Here is a 20,372-nt window from a genome sequence, read left to right on the forward strand (position 1 = left end):
CGAGGATCGTCTCATCTCAGCCCGAGATCAAGACTTTTTGTCGGTGGCTTGCATTAGCTTGTGCGCATGACTCTCACACTCGGCATGATCACTTTCGACAGTCTCGATCCCGGTCCGCTCGCAACGTGGTGGGCGGCGCAGTTGGGCGGAAACATCGTCGAGGAGAACGACGGTTGGTTCTACATCGTCGCGGTCCCTGACAGCGCCACCAACTTCGCATTCCAGAAGGTCCCGGACCCCACCGCCGGTAAGAATCGCATCCATCTCGATTTGGGGAGTCCGGATCTCGACGCCGAGGTGGCGCGGCTCGTCGAGGCCGGGGCAACTGAGCACCACCGCGAGAACATGGACGGTTTCCGCTGGGTGACGCTCCTCGATCCTGATGGGAATCAGTTCTGCGTGTCGGGTCCTCACGCCTGAGCTGACAGGTTCTGAGCTCGCCCGATTCCGCCCACTGATTTCGTGCCCACTGATTTCGCGGACACCGATTCGGGCATGATGAGGGGCATGACTTCTCAGACTTCTCGGACCGGGGCCGACGCAGACGGCTTGTGCAGCTTCGTCGATTCGTCACCGTCGCCGTTCCATGTGTGCGCGACGGTGGCGACCGAGCTGACGGCCGGCGGGTTCGTCGAAGTCCACGAAACGCAGTCGTGGCCAGCCGAGCCCGGACGGTACTTCCTCGTGCGAGGCGGTTCGCTGATCGCCTGGAGCACCGAGGGCGTGGGAAACGCCGCTCCGTTCCGGATTGTCGGAGGTCATACCGACAGCCCCAACCTGCGGGTCAAACAGCATCCTGACCTCACTTCGGCCGGGTGGCAGATGGTGGGCCTCGAACCGTATGGCGGTGCGTGGCTGAACTCCTGGCTCGACCGCGATCTCGGAATCTCCGGACGATTGAGTGTCCGGGTGGGAAACACTGTGGAGCAGAAGCTGGTTCGCATCGACGACCCGATTCTTCGTGTTCCGCAGCTGGCTATCCACCTGTCCGAAGATCGCAAGGGTGTGACGCTGGATCCGCAGAGGCACGTCAACGGAATCTGGGGCGTGGGTTCGAAGCCCAAGTCGTTCATCGGCTTTGTCGCCGAGCGTGCGGGTGTAGCCGCGTCGTCGGTTCTCGGCTGGGAATTGATGACACACGACCTTGCGCCCAGCGCAGTCGTGGGGGTGGACAAGGAATTGGTCAGCGCCCCCAGGCTCGACAATCAGGGCACGTGTTATGCAGGGACACAAGCACTTTTGGCCGCGGCTGAGTCGCCCGGTCAGCAGGTCCCAGTGCTTGCTCTCTTCGATCATGAAGAGGTCGGCAGCATGTCCGATCGCGGAGCTTTCTCGGACCTGCTGAACACCGTGCTCGAGCGGATCGTGTTGGGACGCGGTGGTGGCCGCGAAGAATTCCTGCAGGCGATGGCCGGCTCGGTATGCGCGTCGGGCGACATGGCACACGCGACGCACCCCAATTACCCGGACCGCCACGAGCCCGCTCATCGGATCGAGATCAACGGTGGGCCGGTACTCAAGGTGAACCAGAACCTGCGCTACGCCACCGATGCGGCCGGTGCCGGCGAATTCGCGCTCGCGTGCGATCAGGCGGGAGTGCCGATGCAGCGCTACGTCCACCGCGCCGATTTGCCGTGCGGCTCCACCATCGGACCGATCACGGCATCACGCACCGGACTGTCCACCGTCGACGTCGGCGCGCCTCAGCTCGCGATGCACTCTGCCCGCGAGCTGATGGGCGCGGCAGATGTCCGCATGTATGCCGACGCGCTCGGTGCGTTCCTCACGCCGCGTAGTTAGAGGGTGGGTAGCTGGGAGCGGGCAGTCAAACGGCTGAGAGCCCAGCGGGTGCAGCCGGTAGATCCTCGAAGAAGTCGGCGCTCGGAGTGAAGAACATCGAGCCCGTCACGGCCGTCGAGAAATCGAGCAGACGGTCGTAATTGCCGCGAGGGTTGCCGAGAAACATGTTCTCGAGCATCCGTTCGGTGATCGCCGGCGTGCGGCAGTAGCCGATGAAAAAGGTGCCGATCTCGTCGTCGCCGAGGCTCCCGTACGGCATGTTGGCACGCAGGATCTCGAGAGCCTTGCCGTTCTCGTCCTTGATTGCGTTGAGGGCTACGTGCGAGTTTGCCGGCTTCACTTCGGACGTCATCTCGATGTCCTCGAGCTTGCTGCGTCCGATCACACGTTCCTGCTCGTCGACGGTGATTGCTTCCCAGTCCCGCATCTTGTGGACGTAGCGCTGGATATGGACGTAGCTTCCTCCGGTGAACGCAGGATCTTCGTCTCCGACAGTCACGGCGGCGACGGCGTCGCGGCCCACCGGATTTTCGGTGCCGTCGACGAAGCCGATGAGGTCTCGGTTCTCGAAGTACTGGAAGCCGTGAACCTCGTCGACCACCGTGGCTGCGCCGTGCAGTCGCTTCGTGATCTGCCGAGCCACCTCGAAACACGCATCCATGCTCATCGCGCGGATGTGGAAGAGCAGATCGCCGGGAGTCGACGGCGCCGAGTGAACGTCGCCCTGCAAAGCGGTGAACGGGTGCAGTAGCGCGGGGCGCGGACCGGCGAACAGTCGATCCCAAACCGACGAACCGATGCTTGTCACCACATCCAAACCTGATCCGGGGACGCGCAGCCCCACGGCGCGCTGCAGGCCGGCGACGTCGGCGAGTAGTTCTCGTGTGGTGTTCTCGCCACCCGGATTTACGGTCGCGACCAGGAAAATTGCAGCCGGAGTGAGGGGAGTGGTCACCGACTGGGACTGTGCCGTGAGGTCGGACTGACGAACATCCTGGGGCATGCGAGGCCTTTCGAGGGAGAGAGTGGGCCGGCCCTGACTTTAGGAAAACCGACCGGATCACCCAACCGGGGCGGGTGTGACGGGCGATACTTCGCAGGCCCGGAGGTGTTGCGGGTGCTGCCGTCTGCGGAAGTCGTCGGCCCACACCGATAGACTGTCCCCCGGCACGTTCTTTCGTTGGGCACATTCGTGGTGTCCCGCTCCGCGCCGGCTTGCCTCTTGACTCCCGTAGGGAAGGGACCACTCTCCAGTGTCTGCTCACCAGGTCGATACCGTCACGCACGCATCGGCTGATCCCGATGCCGCTCAGCCGTTCAAGGAGCTCGGTCTCAAGGACGACGAATACGCACGCATCAAGGAGATCCTGGGCCGCCGTCCCACGGACGCCGAACTGGCGATGTACTCGGTGATGTGGAGCGAGCACTGCTCGTACAAGTCCTCGAAGGTCCACCTCGGATACTTCGGCAAGACCACCACCGACGAGATGCGCGCCAACATGCTGGCCGGTATCGGTGAGAACGCCGGCGTCGTCGACATCGGTGACGGCTGGGCAGTCACGTTCAAGGTCGAGAGCCACAACCACCCGTCGTACGTCGAGCCTTACCAGGGTGCGGCGACCGGTGTCGGCGGCATCGTCCGCGACATCATGGCCATGGGTGCTCGTCCGATCGCCGTCATGGATCAGCTTCGGTTCGGTGCTGCTGACGCCCCCGATACCCGTCGCGTCGTCGACGGTGTCGTGCGTGGTGTCGGTGGATACGGAAACTCCCTCGGCCTGCCGAACATCGGCGGCGAGACGGTCTTCGACGAGTCCTATGCAGGTAACCCGCTGGTCAACGCCCTCGCTGCCGGCGTCATGCGCGTCGAGGATCTGCATCTGGCCTTCGCTTCGGGCGCGGGCAACAAGATCATTCTGTTCGGTGCTCGCACCGGTCTCGACGGAATCGGCGGCGTCTCGGTCCTCGCGTCGGCGACGTTCGACGACGAGGGTGGAGACACCGGCGGACGTAAGAAGCTGCCCGCGGTTCAGGTCGGCGACCCGTTCACCGAGAAGGTGCTCATCGAGTGCTGTCTCGACCTCTACAAGGCCGGCCTCGTCGTCGGCATCCAGGACCTCGGCGGCGCCGGGCTGTCCTGCGCCACCTCCGAGCTGGCTGCGGCCGGCGACGGCGGCATGCACATCAACCTCGAGAAGGTTCCGATGCGCGCCACCGGAATGACCCCGGCCGAGGTGCTCTCAAGCGAATCGCAGGAGCGCATGTGCGCCGTGGTCACGCCCGAGAACGTCGATGCGTTCATGGAGGTCTGCAAGAAGTGGGACGTCCTGGCCACCGACATCGGCGAGGTCACCGACGGTGAGCACCTCACCATCTCCTGGCACGGCGAGACCGTCGTCGACGTTCCCCCGCGCACCGTCGCGCACGAGGGTCCGGTTTACCACCGCCCCGTCGAGCGTCCGGCAACGCAGGATGCCTTGATCGCGAATACGACGGCCGGACTGAAGCGTCCCGAAACCGACGCCGAGCTCGAAGCGACCCTGCTGAAGATGATCGCCTCGCCTGCCCTGTGCAGCCGCAAGTGGATCACCGAGCAGTACGACCGCTACGTCCGCGGAAACACCGTCCTGGCCGAGAACGCCGACGGCGGTGTCATCCGCATCGACGAGAAGACCGGACGCGGGATCGCACTGTCCACCGACGCTTCGGGCCGCTACACCGCGCTCGACCCGTACACCGGTGCGCAGCTCGCGTTGGCCGAGGCTTTCCGCAACGTGGCAGTCACGGGCGCAACGCCCAAGGCCGTCTCCAACTGCCTGAACTTCGGTTCTCCCGAGGACCCGGGTGTCATGTGGCAGTTCCAGCAGGCCGTTCGCGGCCTTGCCGACGGCTGCGCCACCCTCGGCATCCCCGTCACCGGCGGCAACGTCAGCTTCTACAACCAGACCGGATCCACGGCAATCCTGCCGACGCCGGTGGTTGCCGTCCTCGGTGTGATCGACGACGTTCACCGCCGCATCCCGACGGGCCTCGGACTCGAGCCCGGCGAGACGCTGATCCTGCTCGGCGACACCCACGACGAGTTCGACGGCTCCATCTGGTCGCAGGTCGAGCACGGTCACCTCGGTGGCGTGCCGCCGAAGGTCGACCTCGCCCGTGAGCAACTGCTCGCCGACATTCTGCTCGCCTCCTCGCGTGACGGTCTCGTCACCGCAGCCCACGACCTCTCCGAGGGTGGACTGGCCCAGGCTGTCGTCGAAGCCGCGCTGGCCGGCGAAACCGGTTGCCGCATCCTGATTCCCGAGGGCGCAGATCCGTTCGTGACCTTGTTCTCGGAATCGTCGGGACGCGTCCTCGTTGCAGTTCCTCGCACCGAGGAGACTCGCTTCACCGGTATGTGCACCGCCCGCGGCTTGCCGTGGACGCGTATCGGGGTCGTCGACGAGGGCAGCGACTCCGTCGAGGTCCAGGGACACTTCTCCGTCACGATGGCCAAGCTCCGTGAGGCCTTCGAGGGAACGCTGCCCGCACTGTTCGGGTGATAGATGGTCGATTCCGGAGAACTGACTTCTTCTGACAGCCAGCCGCAGGAACACCACCTGCGGCTGGCTGTTCCCGCACCCCTCGAGAAGCTCGACAACCGCTTCACCGAGTGGGCGTGGGGGCTCCTCAAACTCGACTTCACCGGCATCGCGTTTGCCGCGTTCTTCTTCTGCTGGTCGTTGACCCCTTCGCTGTTGCCGCGCGATTGGCTTTTCCAAGGTCTGATCGGCGGAATCAACTCGGCCATCGGCTACGGCGTCGGTACTGCGATCGGTTGGGCTGTCGAGCGATACCTGCTCAGCGGTCGACGGTGGTGGCCACTGCCCGAGCCGGTGCCTTCCGCGATCAAGGTCTTCGTTCCGGTCGCGTCCATCGTCGCGGCGATCATCATGCTGGTCTACGCGGCCGGGTGGCAACGTGAAATCGCGGCACTGACCGATGCCGAAGGCACGACCACTTCCGGCTACATCCGAACCCTCGGACTGAGCCTGCTCGTCGGTGGCCTGCTCATCTCGATCTGGCGGGTCCTCCACGATCTGGTGAAACTGATTGCCCGACAGCTGATGCGGCGGTTCCACTGGTCACGGTCGGTGGCAAATGGCGTCGGTGTCCTGGTTGTCACCGTCCTGTTCTTCATGCTGGTCGACGGCGTCCTGGTCCGCGGAATCTACGCCGCGACCAACTCGATCTTCAGTCTGCAGAACTCGACCACCCGCGACGGCGTCGTCGAACCGCAGGATCCGATGAAATCGGGTAGCCCCGAATCAGCCGCTCCCTGGGACACATTGGGGTTCGAGGGACGAAACTTCGTCTCGCGCGGACTCGACGCGCAGGAACTCGAAGCGGCAACCGGTAAGCCTGCGATGGATCCGATTCGCGTATATGCCGGACTTGAAAGCGCCGAAGGTCCCGAAGAGCGTATGGATCTGGTCATCAAGGAGCTGGAGCGAACCGGCGCCTTCCAACGCAAGGTCCTCGTGGTCATTCCGACGACGGGTACGGGGTGGGTCAATCCCACTGCGGCACAGGCAATCGAACTTGTGCATGACGGCGACACTGCTCTTGTCGCCAGCCAGTACTCGTACCTGCCGAGTTGGATCTCGTTCCTCGCCGACCAGGAGAAGGCGCAAGCTGCCGGACGCCTGTTGATCGAGCGGGTACACGAAAGATGGCTCCAGGAACCGGAAGCCACCAGGCCGAAGTTCATGGTCTACGGCGAGAGCCTCGGCGTCATGGCCGGCGCCGGAGCCTTCGACACACTGCAGGCGGCACGCGATACCGCCGACGGAATTCTGTGGGTGGGCCCGCCGAACGCGACACAGTTGTGGCGTTCGATCGAGAAGAGGCGCGATCCAGGCACTCCCGAAGTAGCTCCTGTCTACGCGGACGGCTTGGCCGGTGTGCGGTTCGCGGATCGCTCCGAAGACATTCCGACCGACGGGATGACGTGGCCGCAGCCGCGGGTTCTGTTTGTCCAGCACCCTTCCGATCCAGTGGTGTGGTGGTCACCCGACCTCATGTTCAATCGGCCCGAGTGGCTCAAGGAAGTGCCCGGTTTCGACCGCTCGCCGTCGATGAAATGGTTCCCGGTCGTGACGTTCTGGCAGGTGTCTGCAGACCTCGGTAACGCCGCGGGAGTTCCGGACGGCCATGGTCACAATTACGGAACCTCCGTTCTGGACGCCTGGATCAGCGTCGTCCAGCCCGAGGGATGGACGGCCGCAGAAACCGAGCGAGTGCGGTCGGCATTGGTTGTCGCCGTGAAATCAGAGGGCCCCGAGAAGTGAGGGGAGTCGCCTCGATCGCGCTCTCCGCTACCGCGATCACCTGGAGCAACGTCGTGCTTCCGGCATTCGGTCTTTCGCCCCGAGCCCGCGCCGTGGTCAACACTGCGGCCGGTCTGTCGGCCATCGGAGTCCTACTCGCACGTGGTTACACCCGCGAGGAACTCGGCTTGGCGCACACCGGCATTCGTGGTGGTGCTCAGTTCGGCGGAGCCGCGGCGGGGGCGGTCCTCACCGGCTACAGCGTCGCTTTGGCCGTTCCGTCCTTGCGCGCGACTCTCGCTGCCGACGAGCGAGCAGACGGCCGCGAAGACTTCCTCGAATGGATCATCCTGCACATCCCGTTCGGGACGGTGCTCTCCGAGGAACTGTTGTTCCGCAGCGCGATGTCCGCGGTCTGGAACCGCGAATTGAACAGGCCGACCGCGCAGGCCGTTCACGCACTGACCTTCGGGCTGTGGCACGTCGCCCCCGCCCGCGGCGCCGGCGACAACGTTCCCGCAGCAGTGGCGTTCACCGGCGCTTCGGCATTGCTGTTCGAGTGGCTGCACCGCCGTGGCGGCAGCGTACTTGCCCCCGCCCTGCTGCACCTGGCCACGAATGCCGGTGGCGCACTTGCCGTTCGTATCGCTACTCGCAGACAGGGAGTGAACTGATGCCGCCCCGCCGCGCCGTCGACCCCGCCGAATTTCGTGCCGCCGTCCTGGCCGTCGGCCCGTGGCTTCGAGATCCGGAACTGCCGAAGCCTTCGCGCAGTGAACTCGGTGCGGCAGTGAAGATGAGTGCGCGCACTCTCGAACAGATCGCCCCCGGATCGAGCGTCGAGGTGCGGGTCCCACCGTTTGTTGCGGTGCAATGCATCGAAGGTCCGCGTCACACGCGCGGAACCCCGCCCAACGTCGTCGAGACGGACGCTCGGACGTGGTTGCAGATGGTCACCGGATTGCTCGAGTTCTCCGAGGCCTCAGGTGACGGAAGAGTCGACGCCTCAGGTAGCCGCGCTCCCGAAATTGCGCACTGGCTCCCACTGCTGCGGTTGACCTAGCAACAGAGGGGTTGGCGCAGCAACAGAGTGGTTGACGCAGTAACAGTGAGAGACCATCCGGTTCGCTTCGGCGTGATCTGAGAGCCAAGGCAGCCCTCAGGGGAAGTGAGTCCCAAAATGGCCGTAGACTGTGGATGCCCCCCAACCCCTGCCCACAAAGGGAGCGCCCGGTGACTCGTGCCGATCTGTCGGTCAACAGTCCAAATCTCCTCGCTTCGAACCCGTCCGACGAGGACGAGAACGAGCCCCGCGAAGAATGCGGTGTATTCGGCGTCTGGGCGCCGGGAGAGGATGTGGCGAAGCTCACTTATTACGGCCTGTACGCACTTCAGCACCGTGGTCAAGAAGCTGCCGGCATTGCGGTAGCCGACGGCTCCCAGGTGTTGGTGTTCAAGGATCTCGGCCTGGTCAGCCAGGTATTCGACGAGCAGACCCTCGCAGCGATGCCAGGTCACGTCGCCGTCGGACATTGCCGTTACTCCACCACCGGTTCCACGACGTGGGAGAACGCGCAGCCCATCTTCCGTACCACCACTGCCGGAACCGGCATCGCGCTCGGCCACAACGGCAACCTGGTCAACACCGCTGAACTCGCGAGCCGCACCCGTGCAGCCGGCCTGGTCAACGACAAGCGCCCCAACGCAGCGACTTCCGACTCCGACCTCATCGGTGGTCTCCTGGCACACGCTGCCGGCGACAGCACCATCGAACAGGCCGCAATGGAATTGCTTCCCACGTTGGAGGGCGCGTTCTGCCTCACCTTCATGGACGAGCACACGCTGTACGCAGCGCGCGATCCGCACGGCATCCGCCCGCTCTGCCTCGGTCGACTCGACCGCGGTTGGGTAGTCGCCAGCGAGACGGCAGCCCTCGACATCGTCGGTGCGTCGTTCGTTCGCGACATCGAACCCGGTGAGCTGCTTGCGATCGACGCCGACGGCGTTCGCTCCTCACGTTTCGCGAATCCGACGCCCAAGGGATGTGTCTTCGAGTACGTCTACCTTGCCCGTCCCGACAGCGTCATCGGTGGCCGTTCGGTCCACTCGACCCGCGTCGAGATCGGCCGTCTGCTCGCCAGCGAGCATCCCGCCGAAGGTGACTTGGTCATCCCCGTTCCCGAGTCCGGCACCCCCGCAGCCGTCGGATACGCACAGGGCTCAGGCATCCCCTACGGCCAGGGTCTGATGAAGAACGCCTACGTGGGCCGTACCTTCATCCAGCCGTCGCAGACGATCCGTCAGCTCGGTATCAGGCTCAAGCTCAACCCGCTCAAGGAAGTCATCCGCGGCAAGCGCCTTGTGGTGGTGGACGATTCGATCGTCCGCGGTAACACTCAGCGTGCGCTCATCCGGATGCTCCGCGAAGCCGGCGCCCTTGAAATTCACGTCCGTATCGCCTCGCCGCCGGTCAAGTGGCCCTGCTTCTACGGCATCGACTTCGCCTCACCGGCCGAATTGATTGCCAACGGCGCGGGCGGACAGGATGCGACGTTCGAGGAGATGCTCGACGGTGTGCGTCGTTCCATCGGAGCGGACACCCTCGGATACATCTCCACCGAGGGCATGATCGCCGCCACCGAGCAGCCGGCCAGCCGTCTGTGCGCCGCGTGCTTCGACGGGACCTACCCGATCGCGCTTCCCAAGGAAACGTCGATCGGCAAGAACGTCCTCGAGGGGATGCTCGAGAGCACCGCAGGTTCGACGGCCACTCGCGACAACGACAATGCGAGCGCGCTCAGCCGCCCCTGAACATCAGAATCGTTGAAATTCGACAGCCGAGAATCTGCCGTCCACAGCATGTGGGCGGCAGATTTTCTGTTCACGACTTTCTGTTCCACGACACGGCATACGTCGTGAGCATCTGGCATAGTGCCCTCCGTGGCGCAACTGAGAATGGATGGGCACCGGGTCCTGGTCGCAGACCTGGTGGGGGACACCATCAAAGCGATCAACGGCTCGATGGTGGCGTACGAGGGTGCGATTACCTTCAAGAACGCCGGAATGGGCGGTGGCGGTGGGTTACGTGCCGCGCTGAAACAGAAGGCGGCAGGTGAATCACTGTCCCTGATGGAAGTCAGCGGTCAAGGCACCGTCTACTTCGCGGTCGACGCCCAGGACATCACGATTATCGAGCTCAACAACGACGCTTTGCACGTCGAAGCCTCGCAATTGCTCGCATTGGTCGGCCAACTGCGAACCGACGTGAAATTTGCCGGTCTCCGCGGCGCAGGTTCCGGACAGGGCTTGTTCACGACGGTCGTCAGCGGCACCGGTCTGGTGGCCGTGCTGTCGAAGGGCGGACCGATCATCGCGCTCGAAGTCAGCCCGCAGTATCCGCTGGTTGCCGATCCCGACGCATTCGTCGCTCACCGTGGCCAGCTGAACCAGAGCTTCGTCACCGACGTCACCTGGCGTTCTGCGATCGGCGGTGGCAGCGGTGAAGCGTTCTCGCTGCGATTCGACGGATCCGGAGTCGTCTACATCCAGCCCGAGGAGCGCTGAACCATGCCGTTGGAATTGGTGAACAGCAAGGTCGTCAAGTCGACCCTCGCGCCGGGCCAGAACGTGCTCGCCCGCACCGGGTCGATGCTCTACTACACCGGTGACGTCCGCTTCATCCCGCACAGCATGGGCGGTGGGCCCGGCGCCATGCCGAACATGGGCGGTATCGCCGGGATGGCCGGCCGCATGATGTCCGGCGAGCATGCACGCATGATGGCGGCCGAGGGAAACGGTGAGGTCTTCTACGGGCATGCCGGCTTGTACGTCGAGGTCATCCACCTCGACGGTTCGTCGATGCTCACCGTCGAAGCCGACCGACTCCTCGCACACGACGGTTACCTCCAGAGTTCGATAGTCGCTCTCACGTCGCAGGGCGGCGTGCGCGGAGCAGTACGCGGCGCCATGACCGGTCAAGGACTGTTCACGACGCAGTTGCACGGCCAGGGAAGCGTCGCGGTTCTCTCGCACGGGGGTGCGATTCCGTTGCAGGTCGGTCCGAACAATCCTCAGGTCGTCGTCGACCCGCAGGCATACGTGTGCCACATCGGTCAGATCAACGTCGACATCTCCGCGAACGTCGGTTGGCGCGAGGCCGTCGGCAAGGGCTCGGGGGAGTCCATCCAGCTGAAGATGACCGGCGCCGGCACCGTCTGGGTCCAGGCGTCCGAGCAGAAGTTCTGAGAGGGCACAGAGCATGGGTATCGAAATTCACAATCCGGCAACTCTGCCCGCCAACGACAACGTCCCGGGCAACGATTACGCCTTCTGCGTCGAGATGGCCGGGCAGCCGTGGTTCACGTCCAAGGGCGCGATGATCGCGTACTACGGAAACATCAACTTCGAGCCGCTCGGGCGCACGAGCATGACGGCGATCGTCGCGGCCAGGTTCTCTTCACCGCTCTACGCGGACGACTGGGTGCTCGCTCAGGGACAGGGCAAGTTGATCCTCGGGGACCGCGGATTCAACATCAATTCCTACGACCTCGACGACGGCAACCTCACGATTCGCGCGGCCAATCTCCTCGCCTTCGAGACCAGCCTGGACCTCAAACAGTCCATCGTCCCAGGCTTTTTGACGCTACTGGGGACAGGCAAGTTCCTGGCGTCGTCCAATGGCCCGGTCATGTTCGCGGAGCCGCCGCTCCGCATCGACCCGCAGGCGTTGGTGGGTTGGGCCGACTGCCCGTCGCCGTCCCACCACTTCGATGCCGACTGGATGCAGAGCTTCCTGGGCGCGGTTCGCGGAAGCATGTTCGGCGCGAACACCGGCGAAGAACGCCAGTTCGATTTCACCGGAGCCGGGACGGTACTGATCCAGTCGAGCGAGAAGGTCGTCCACGACGGACACCTCCTCAAACACATCGAATCCGAGACGGTCGCACTCGGGCAGAACAGTCTGCGCGCACTGCACGCCTCGATCGGTGCGCGGCTGCAGAACTGACGTCTCGGGGTACGCGAGGTCTCACCGAGGGGGCCGGTCCGGTAGCGTATGGGCGTAATCGTCGGTATTTGTGTGCGCGCTCTGGGTCTCGAGTCGAACGATCCATCTCGCGTCACGAGGATTGCAAACACTTCACATTGCAAGACCACTTACCTGTGCACGAGCAATACGTGCTCGCGAGAAATACAAGGCTGGAGTAGTAACCCGATGACCGAGGACAGTCACCGCACCGCAGGCGCCTCCTACGCGGCAGCAGGAGTCGATATCGCCGCAGGCGACCGGGCGGTGGAACTCTTCGCCCCTCTGGCCAAGAAGGCCAGCCGCCCCGAGGTCATGGGTGGCCTCGGTGGTTTCGCCGGCTTGTTCTCCCTCAAGGGTGACTACAAGGAGCCGTTGCTCGCCGCATCGACCGACGGCGTCGGAACCAAGCTCGCTGTCGCGCAGGCGATGGACAAGCACGACACGGTCGGACTCGACCTCGTCGCCATGGTTGTCGACGACCTCGTCGTCTGTGGCGCCGAGCCGCTGTTCCTCCAGGACTACATCGCCGTCGGCCGGGTCATCCCCGAGCGCGTCGCGGAATTGGTCAGCGGAATCGCCGAGGGCTGCATCCAGGCCGGCTGCGCTCTCCTCGGCGGCGAGACCGCCGAGCACCCCGGCATCATGGCCGACGGTGACTACGACCTTTCCGCCACCGGTGTCGGCGTCGTGGAGGCAGAGAAGCTGCTCGGACCGGATCGCGTTCGCCCCGGCGACGTCGTCATCGCCATGGGTTCTTCGGGACTGCACTCCAACGGATACTCACTGGCCCGCAAGGTCCTGCTCGAGATCGACCGCATGAACCTGAGCGCACACGTCGACGAGTTCGGCCGCACGCTCGGTGAGGAACTGCTCGAGCCCACCAAGATCTACGCCAAGGACTGCCTGGCACTCGCTGCCGAGACCGACGTGCGCACGTTCTGCCACGTCACCGGTGGCGGCCTCGCCAACAACCTCGCGCGCGTCATGCCCAAGGGCTTGGTCGCCGAACTCGATCGCGGAACCTGGAGCCCCGCTCCGGTCTTCGCCATGATCGCGCAACGCGGACGCGTCGAGCGCGCCGAGATGGAGCAGACGTTCAACATGGGCGTCGGCATGGTCGCCGTCGTCGCACCCGAGGACGTCGACCGCGCACTTGCCGTCCTCACCGCACGCCACATCGACTGCTGGACGCTCGGTAGCGTCAAGAAGGCGTCGGACGCCGCTGCAGAGCGTGCGTTCCTGGCCGGAGACCACCCGCGCTTCTAGACCGCAACGTCAGCTGCCCCATCGGAGAGATCCGGTGGGGCAGTTTTGTGTGTCCGTACAAGCAGGCGCGAGGCGGAAAATGGAACGCAAAAATGAGGAAGAGCGATCAGCTCTTCCTCATTTCACAGTCTGCGCGGTGGCAGTGCGCGGTCAACGCCGCCAGTCGTCGTAGTCGTCCTCTCGCGCATGCCCTTCCCTATCGGAAGTCTGGTCCGATCGGACACTGCTCCGATGCGAGTTGGTCGATCCACCTGCGAGCTCTCTTTGCAGGCTGTCGAAATCCGTGGTCGGTACGCTGTATTTCAATTCGCGTGCAACCTTGGTCTGCTTTGCCTTAGCCCGGCCGCGGCCCATGGCTGACCCCCTCGCGCTTTCGCGGGGCGGCCTGGGGAATTTGGCGGCCCCGTTTGAGTGTGTAAGTTTCCTGACACACACTCTAGCGTGGAAAAGTCGCTTCCGCTTCCACGAAGGCCTCACCGCCGTGTCTGATTGCTCTCACTATGGCCGCGAGCTGCCAGGATGCTGAAAGAACTCGTCAGAACTTTGTGAGAACTGCTCAGAAGTTTCCGGGAATTGCGCGAATCGTCCCCACTCGGGCGTCGCCGCCGAAGACCGGAGCGGATGCGAGAGCCGCCAACTCCTCGGTCCACTCGGTGTTCATCCGCTTGAGCAGAGCTGCCGCCAAGGGCAGGAGCGCCCGCTCGTGACCGTCGTCGATCTTGAGGGCGAAAGCGGAACCGTCGGGAAGCGCTCCGGCGTAGATGCCGTCGTATCCGGTCTTGGAGAACAGACCCGGCACGGCGGACATCAGGCGCTGATCGTTGCGGCCGGTGCCCGAGACGAGGAAGGGGTTCTCGCGGACCGCGTCGGCCACAGCTCGTTCGGGTGAGTCGGGCTCAGCCGAGGGCAGGCGTCCGAATGCCCGAGCCAGGTTCGTGAGCGAGAGCGGCACGATCGGGAGACCACAACCGTCGATGCCGAGTTCCTGCTCTTCCTCGCCGCTGAGATCGAAGATCGTCTCCTGGATCGCGAGCTGCAGGGGATGAGTCGGCTCCATGTACGTCTCGAGCGGCCAGTCGTTCACGACGCACGTGGCGAGCATCGCGGAGTGCTTGCCCGAGCAGGTCATGTAGATCGGGCTGGGAAGCTCGCCCGCTGCGATCAGTTCGGCTCGGGCCAGTTCGTTGCCCGGCAGATCGGAGGGGCACTGCAACTGGTCGACACCGAGTTGGTAGCGAGCGAGAAGCGCTGCGACCAGTTCGATGTGATCGGCCTCGCCCGCATGTGAGGACGACGCGACGGCCAGCTCTTCCGGACTGGTGGGTGCAAAGCCGTTACGAAGCGCAGCGACGGCTTGCAGCGGCTTGTTCGCCGAGCGCGGGTAGATGGGTGTGTGAATTTCCCCGAGTCCGACAACGACCTCGCCGTCGGCGCCGAGAATGACGGCCGATCCGCGATGCACGCATTCGCGGAATCCGGAGCGGACCACTTCCACCAATTCGATACTCACGAGTGCACCTGCGCTTCTGCTTGTTCGATGAACCTCTGGACGCGCGCGGTGACGTTCGGTGCAAGGTCGGTGTGTTCTGCGAGCAGCCGTCGAAGCCGCTCAGGGTCCGTTCCGGCGAAGACCTCTCGAACAGTCACTCCGTGATCCGGTACGTGGACTCGGGTGACCGAATCGCCCGCGGCGATCGTGCCGGTCCGGTTGACGCGAAGGTAGGCGCCGACGTCGGTCCGCTCGGTGAATCTTTTGACCCAGCCCTTTTCCGCGGCCCAGATGCCGAAGGTGCCGCACGGGACGCGGGGAGCAGTCACCTCGAGTTCGAGAACGTCCGACGCCTCGGCTCCGGTGATGTGCCAACGCTCGCCGATCACGGCGTCCGTGACGAGCATCCCGCTGATGTGAAGATTCTCGCCGAACCATCCGGGGCCGAGAGGTCGGCCCAATTCGTCCGACCAGCGCTGCGCTTCGTCGCGCTGATACGCGTAGACAGCTTGGAAGGCGCCGCCGTGGAACTCGGTGTCGCAGACGTAGTCGCCACCCAGACCGAGTCGGCCGACCGCGACGCGGCCGTCGACGGGACGCTTGTCGATCGCGGTACGGGGGACTCGCCTGACGCCACTGTCACGTTCGGTGTGGACGACGCAGACCGCGTCGACCATGCCCGTCACTTTCCGCGCAATCGGTTGACAGCCTCACGTCCGGCCTGGGGTGCGTCGTCCGCCACGATCGAATCCGGATCGATGGACGCAGCGCTGGGGCCGGCCATCAGTTCGGTGTCGACCGGGATGTTGCGCTTGATCAGAGCGAGTGCGATGGGGCCGAGCTCGTGATGATTGACGACGGTCCCGACGCGTCCGACGGCCCGTCCGCCCGCCGTGATCGGGTCACCCGGTTCCGGGACGGCTTCGGCGCTGCCGTCGAGGTGCAACATGACGAGATGGCGCGGGGGCTTGCCGAGATTGTGAACTCGGGCGACGGTTTCCTGACCGCGGTAGCACCCCTTGTCGAGGTGGACGGCGCCGTGCTCGGCCGGCCCACCGATCCAGTGGACCTCGTGCGGGATGGTCCGTTCGTCGGTGTCCAGTCCGAGGCGAGGCCTCGTCGCTTCGACGCGCAGTGCCTCGAAGGCCCAACTGCCGGCGGGCTTGGCGCCGGAATCGGTCAGCCTGGTCCACCACGCTGCCAGTTGCTCACGTGGGACGAGAAGATCGAAAGAGTTCTCGGTAGGCCACGGCATGCGGCGGACAAATCCGCCGTCGGCCAAGGCGTGAGCGTCGTAGGCCTCGGTGGGTGTCTGAACCTCGAGTGCGGCGAGGACAGTTGACGCTTCGGGTCCGATCAGGCTCAGGACCGCGAGTTCGTTGCCGTCTCGAGGTTCGGCCTTGGACCAGAACACCATCTTCTTCAAGAAGGAGAGAAGGTCGGGTCCGCGGTTCGCCTCGGTGTCGATCCAGGTGACACCTGCCAGGTCCGTCTGCACGAAGTGGTGCTCGACGCGTCCGTTGACGTCCAGGCTCAAGTTCTCGGCACTCTTGCCGTCGGGGAGCGCGGCGATGTGCTGGCTCGAAATCGTGTGCAGCCACGTGAGGCGTTCGTCGCCGGGAATGGCGATCACGAATCTGTGACTGCGGTCGACCACCACTGCTGCGCGCTGCGCGGTTCGCTGTTCGCCGAGAGGATCGCCGTAGTGCCACGCGACACCGATGTCGGCCGAACCGTCCGGTGCGGTGACCGCGCCGGGGGAAGTCAGAAGTGGGCTGTTGGGCACAAGAGCGTTGTCGACCACGAGACCAGTCTAGGAGTGTGGGCGGGATCGCGGTTACAGGGCGGCCCCGGCGGCTTGGCGGATCGTTAGGGTTGATGGCATGCCTGATCGCGTATTGGTGACTCTCGACCATGAGGTGCTCGATGCTGACGCACCGTTTCTGCACGCCGACGACCTGGCGGTGGTGCGCGGCGACGGAGTCTTCGAGACGCTGTTCGTACGCGACGGCCGCGCCCGGGTGGTCGAGGGACACCTGAGTCGACTGGTTCTGAGCGCGCGGGCACTCGGTCTGCCCGCTCCCGTTCTCGATGATTGGCGTCTGGCGATCGAGATGGCTGCCGAGGAGTGGGGGACCGAGAAGGAAGGCGCTCTTCGTCTTGTTCTGACCCGCGGCCGTGAGAGCGGTGACAAGCCGACAGCCTTCGTGATGGTCGGTCCGGTGGCCGATCGGGTCAGACAGGTCCGCGAATCGGGGTTGTCGGTGATGACTCTCGAGCGAGGTTTCTCTGTCGATCTCTCTGCCCGGGCACCCTGGCAGCTACTGGGCGCGAAGACGTTGTCGTACGCAACCAACATGGCAGCGCTTCGATATGCGGCGAATTTGGGTGCTGACGATGTGATCTTCGTCAGTTCCGAGGGCAATGTGTTGGAGGGGCCACGCTCGACGGTGGTGGTCGTTCGGGACAGGACTTTGATCACACCGCCTCCCGCACAGGGCATTTTGATGGGCACTACGCAGCGCGCCCTGTTCGACGTTGCCGGCAGTGCTCGCTTCGATTGCCGATACGAAACCCTCCGACCTGCGGATTTGATTGCGGCCGACGGAGTGTGGATGGTTTCGAGCGTCACGCTGGCCGCACGCGTCCATACACTCGACGGGCTCACATTGCCAGAGCCGAAGGTCTCCGGGGAATTCGCGGAATTGGTTGAACGTGCAATTGATTCGGATTCAGCAGGGCGATAGGCGAATAGGAATCGCGACAGGTCTCTACTACATTTGGTAGTAGCAAAGTCCTGCGGTCCAAACCGGACAGCAGTACCGTGTCCGCAGGGGCCGAGCGACTGCCCGCGTCTCGAACCCCGAAGCCTGTCCCAGGGCCCTACTCTCGGAGTAGCCAATGGATACTTTGGACGTCTCCAGGTGGCAGTTCGGTATCACTACCGTCTACCACTTCATCCTTGTTCCGCTGACCATCGGACTTGCGCCGATGATCGCGATCATGCAGACGATGTGGGTGGTCACCAAAAAGGACCACTGGTATCGGCTCACCAAGTTCTTCGGCAAGCTTTTCCTCATCAACTTCGCACTCGGTGTAGCCACCGGCATCGTGCAGGAGTTCCAGTTCGGCATGAACTGGAGCGAGTACTCGCGATTCGTCGGTGACGTCTTCGGAGCTCCGCTCGCATTGGAAGGCCTCGTCGCCTTCTTCATGGAGTCCGTCTTCATCGGACTCTGGATCTTCGGTTGGGGCAGGCTGCCCAAACTTGTACACCTGGCGTGCATTTGGCTCGTGGCGATCGGCGTCAACGCGTCGGCATTCTTCATCATCGCGGCCAACTCGTTCATGCAGCATCCGGTCGGTGCGACGTACAATCCTGAAACGGGTCGTGCCGAGCTCACCAGTATCTGGGAGCTGCTGACCAACAACACCGCTCTCGCTGCCTTCCCGCACGCGGTTGCCGGCGCCTTCCTGACAGCGGCGACGTTCGTCGCCGGCATCAGTGGTTGGTGGATGGTGCGGAACATGCGCCGCGCCAAGCAGGCTGAGGCCGCCGAAGCCGAGCGCCTCGAAGCCGACGCACGGACGATGTACCGCCCGGCAACACGATTCGCGTTGCTCGTCATGATCGTGGCCGGAATCGGCATCATCTATACCGGTGACGTCCAAGGCAAGCTCATGTTCCAGCAGCAACCCATGAAGATGGCGTCGGCGGAATCGCTGTGCGACACCGAGATGGATCCGGACTTCTCGATCCTCACTATCGGCACTCACAACAACTGTGACAGCGTGACGCACGTTCTGAAGGTGCCGTTCGTTCTTCCATGGTTGGCCGAGGGCAAGTTCACCGGCGTCGAACTGCAAGGCGTGAACCAACTGCAGGAGCAGGCGGAGCAGGACTTCGGACCGGGTAACTACCGACCGAATCTCTTTGTCACGTACTGGTCTTTCCGCGCCATGATCGGCCTCGCCGCCGGTTCGGCAGCACTGGCTCTCGCGGGACTGTGGGTCACTCGTAAGGGGCGAGTCCCGGACCAGAAGTGGTTCGGAATCCTCAGCCTCGTCGCGATTCCCACTCCGTTCATGGCGAACAGTGCCGGCTGGATTTTCACCGAGATGGGCCGTCAGCCCTGGGTGGTGCATCCCAATCCGACCGGCGTCGACATGATCAGACTCACTGTCGACCAAGGTGTTTCGGACCACGCGTCGGCTACCGTCTGGGCTTCGCTGATCACCTTCACCCTCCTGTACGGAGCGCTGGGTGTGGTCTGGTTCAAGCTGATCGTGCGGTACGCGAAGGAAGGCCCGTTGGAGCACGACATGCATCCGCCGGGCGATACAGATCATGATGAGCCGGAAGATCCGGACAAGCCCAAACAACTGTCGTTCGCGTACTAGGAGGCGATCATGGGACTTCAAGAAGTATGGTTCGTGCTCGTCGCAGTACTGTTCATCGGGTACTTCGTCCTCGAAGGGTTCGACTTCGGTGTCGGGATGCTCATGCCGATCGTCGGCAGAGGCAGTGACCTCCCGGCCGATACGCGTCGACGGGTAGCGCTCAACACGATCGGCCCGGTGTGGGACGGCAACGAAGTGTGGCTGATCACCGCCGGTGGCGCGATGTTCGCGGCATTCCCGGAGTGGTACGCGACGTTGTTCTCCGGGTTCTATCTACCGCTGCTGATCATCCTGGTGGCCTTGATCGTTCGTATCTGTGCCATCGAATGGCGAAGCAAGATCGACGACGACAAATGGCGTCAGCGTTGCGACTGGGGCATCATCTTCGGCTCCTGGGTCCCGGCAGTTCTCTGGGGCGTGGCTTTCGCGAACATCGTTCGGGGCGTGGCGATCAACGCCGACAAGCAGGTCGAGTCGGGATTCTTCGATCTGCTCAATCCGTACGCGCTGCTCGGCGGTCTGACCACCGCGCTGGTGTTCGCTCTCCACGGTGCAGTGTTCCTGGCACTCAAGAGTGCCGACGAGGTTCGTGAAGATGCCGTGAAAATTGCTGCACGACTGGCAATTCCAGCTATTCCTGTTGCCGGCGGATTCGTTCTGTGGACGCAACTCGCCTACGGCAAGGGATGGACGTGGATTCTGGTAGCTGCCGCTGCTGCGGCACTGATCGGCGTCGTCTTCCTGACGCGGGCCGAGCGCGAAGGCTGGGCCTTCGTTCTCACCTGTGTGGCCGTCATCGCCACCGTCGTGCTGCTGTTCGCCTCGCTGTTCCCGAACGTCATGCCGTCGACGCTGGATCCGGCGTACAGCCTGACCATCGAGAACGCGTCGTCGAGTCCGTACACGCTCAAGGTGATGACGTGGGCCGCGGCATTCATGACACCGGTGGTGATCATCTACCAGGGCTGGACGTACTGGGTGTTCCGACAGCGCATCTCCTCCAAGCAGATTCCGGCGTCGATCGGTCTCCGATTCAAGGAGAAGACTTGGTAGTCAGGAACCCTGAATCACGACACATTCG

19 protein-coding genes are annotated in these 20,372 nt (G+C 63.9%); 14 read left to right on the forward strand and 5 right to left on the reverse strand.

The genetic code is table 11. The annotated features are described in order from the left end of the window. The first annotated feature begins 66 nt into the window (after positions 1-66). Both PCS43_RS24785 and PCS43_RS24790 read left to right on the forward strand, forming a co-directional pair. Positions 67-420 (forward strand): VOC family protein, encoded by a 354-nt coding sequence (locus tag PCS43_RS24785; RefSeq protein WP_020970627.1) that lies wholly within the window; start codon positions 67-69, stop codon positions 418-420. Between the two features lie 87 nt (positions 421-507). After that, positions 508-1,800, forward strand: a complete 1,293-nt coding sequence (locus PCS43_RS24790; RefSeq protein WP_073512791.1) for a M18 family aminopeptidase — start codon at positions 508-510, stop codon at positions 1,798-1,800. 25 nt (positions 1,801-1,825) lie between these two features. Here PCS43_RS24790 and PCS43_RS24795 read toward each other — a convergent pair whose 3' ends face one another. Then, positions 1,826-2,803: a Dyp-type peroxidase gene (locus tag PCS43_RS24795; RefSeq protein ID WP_054187706.1), complete on the reverse strand. Its 978-nt coding sequence runs from the start codon at positions 2,801-2,803 to the stop codon at positions 1,826-1,828. A gap of 250 nt (positions 2,804-3,053) precedes the next feature. Here PCS43_RS24795 and purL point away from each other — a divergent pair, with 250 nt between their 5' ends. From purL to purM, 9 genes are all read left to right on the forward strand, one after another. Beyond that, a complete protein-coding gene (gene purL, locus PCS43_RS24800) occupies positions 3,054-5,342 on the forward strand; it encodes a phosphoribosylformylglycinamidine synthase subunit PurL (RefSeq protein WP_003940379.1) in 2,289 nt (762 codons plus the stop codon). Between the two features lie 3 nt (positions 5,343-5,345). After that, positions 5,346-7,130 (forward strand): alpha/beta hydrolase, encoded by a 1,785-nt coding sequence (locus tag PCS43_RS24805; protein WP_054187705.1) that lies wholly within the window; start codon positions 5,346-5,348, stop codon positions 7,128-7,130. Further along, on the forward strand, positions 7,127-7,783 hold the full coding sequence (locus PCS43_RS24810) for a CPBP family intramembrane glutamic endopeptidase (RefSeq protein ID WP_042922288.1): 657 nt from the start codon (positions 7,127-7,129) through the stop codon (positions 7,781-7,783). Before PCS43_RS24805 ends, PCS43_RS24810 begins: the two co-directional genes overlap by 4 nt. Continuing rightward, a complete protein-coding gene (locus tag PCS43_RS24815; RefSeq protein ID WP_007733822.1) occupies positions 7,783-8,172 on the forward strand; it encodes a sterol carrier family protein in 390 nt (129 codons plus the stop codon). Before PCS43_RS24810 ends, PCS43_RS24815 begins: the two co-directional genes overlap by 1 nt. 170 nt (positions 8,173-8,342) lie before the next feature. Then, positions 8,343-9,920 carry an amidophosphoribosyltransferase gene (purF, locus tag PCS43_RS24820; protein ID WP_003940541.1) on the forward strand — a complete coding sequence of 526 codons (1,578 nt, stop codon included), beginning with the start codon at positions 8,343-8,345 and terminating at the stop codon, positions 9,918-9,920. A gap of 144 nt (positions 9,921-10,064) precedes the next feature. Then, positions 10,065-10,673 (forward strand): AIM24 family protein, encoded by a 609-nt coding sequence (locus tag PCS43_RS24825; RefSeq protein WP_003940441.1) that lies wholly within the window; start codon positions 10,065-10,067, stop codon positions 10,671-10,673. A 3-nt stretch (positions 10,674-10,676) separates the two neighbouring features. Continuing rightward, positions 10,677-11,354, forward strand: coding sequence for an AIM24 family protein (locus PCS43_RS24830; protein WP_003939918.1), 678 nt, complete (start codon positions 10,677-10,679; stop codon positions 11,352-11,354). A 13-nt stretch (positions 11,355-11,367) separates the two neighbouring features. After that, positions 11,368-12,114 (forward strand): AIM24 family protein, encoded by a 747-nt coding sequence (locus tag PCS43_RS24835; protein ID WP_003939813.1) that lies wholly within the window; start codon positions 11,368-11,370, stop codon positions 12,112-12,114. Positions 12,115-12,321: 207 nt separating this feature from the next. Next, the gene (purM, locus tag PCS43_RS24840; RefSeq protein ID WP_003940225.1) at positions 12,322-13,401 is read left to right on the forward strand and encodes a phosphoribosylformylglycinamidine cyclo-ligase; all 1,080 of its coding nucleotides are present in this window, start codon (positions 12,322-12,324) and stop codon (positions 13,399-13,401) included. A 150-nt stretch (positions 13,402-13,551) separates the two neighbouring features. Here the strand turns inward: purM and PCS43_RS24845 are convergent, their stop codons facing one another. From PCS43_RS24845 to ygfZ, 4 genes are all read right to left on the reverse strand, one after another. Continuing rightward, on the reverse strand, positions 13,552-13,755 hold the full coding sequence (locus PCS43_RS24845; protein WP_003940337.1) for a DUF3073 domain-containing protein: 204 nt from the start codon (positions 13,753-13,755) through the stop codon (positions 13,552-13,554). A gap of 202 nt (positions 13,756-13,957) precedes the next feature. Continuing rightward, positions 13,958-14,911, reverse strand: a complete 954-nt coding sequence (locus tag PCS43_RS24850) for an asparaginase (protein WP_003940365.1) — start codon at positions 14,909-14,911, stop codon at positions 13,958-13,960. After that, positions 14,908-15,576, reverse strand: coding sequence for an MOSC domain-containing protein (locus tag PCS43_RS24855; RefSeq protein WP_042451408.1), 669 nt, complete (start codon positions 15,574-15,576; stop codon positions 14,908-14,910). Before PCS43_RS24855 ends, PCS43_RS24850 begins: the two co-directional genes overlap by 4 nt. Then, positions 15,573-16,694 (reverse strand): CAF17-like 4Fe-4S cluster assembly/insertion protein YgfZ, encoded by a 1,122-nt coding sequence (gene ygfZ / locus PCS43_RS24860; protein ID WP_042451405.1) that lies wholly within the window; start codon positions 16,692-16,694, stop codon positions 15,573-15,575. Before ygfZ ends, PCS43_RS24855 begins: the two co-directional genes overlap by 4 nt. Positions 16,695-16,773: 79 nt before the next feature. On the opposite strand from ygfZ, the gene PCS43_RS24865 reads away from it, so the two are divergent. The 3 genes from PCS43_RS24865 (at position 16,774) to cydB (ending at position 20,344) form a co-directional block, all read left to right on the forward strand. Next, complete coding sequence (locus PCS43_RS24865; protein WP_270923130.1) at positions 16,774-17,637, forward strand: aminodeoxychorismate lyase; 864 nt, start codon at positions 16,774-16,776, stop codon at positions 17,635-17,637. Positions 17,638-17,791: 154 nt separating this feature from the next. Next, a complete protein-coding gene (locus PCS43_RS24870) occupies positions 17,792-19,291 on the forward strand; it encodes a cytochrome ubiquinol oxidase subunit I (RefSeq protein ID WP_007733830.1) in 1,500 nt (499 codons plus the stop codon). 9 nt (positions 19,292-19,300) lie between these two features. Further along, positions 19,301-20,344, forward strand: a complete 1,044-nt coding sequence (cydB, locus tag PCS43_RS24875; RefSeq protein WP_003939727.1) for a cytochrome d ubiquinol oxidase subunit II — start codon at positions 19,301-19,303, stop codon at positions 20,342-20,344. The last annotated feature ends 28 nt before the right edge of the window (positions 20,345-20,372 follow it).

This window comes from Rhodococcus sp. C-2 (assembly GCF_027854095.1).
Classification (GTDB): domain Bacteria; phylum Actinomycetota; class Actinomycetes; order Mycobacteriales; family Mycobacteriaceae; genus Rhodococcus_F; species Rhodococcus_F qingshengii.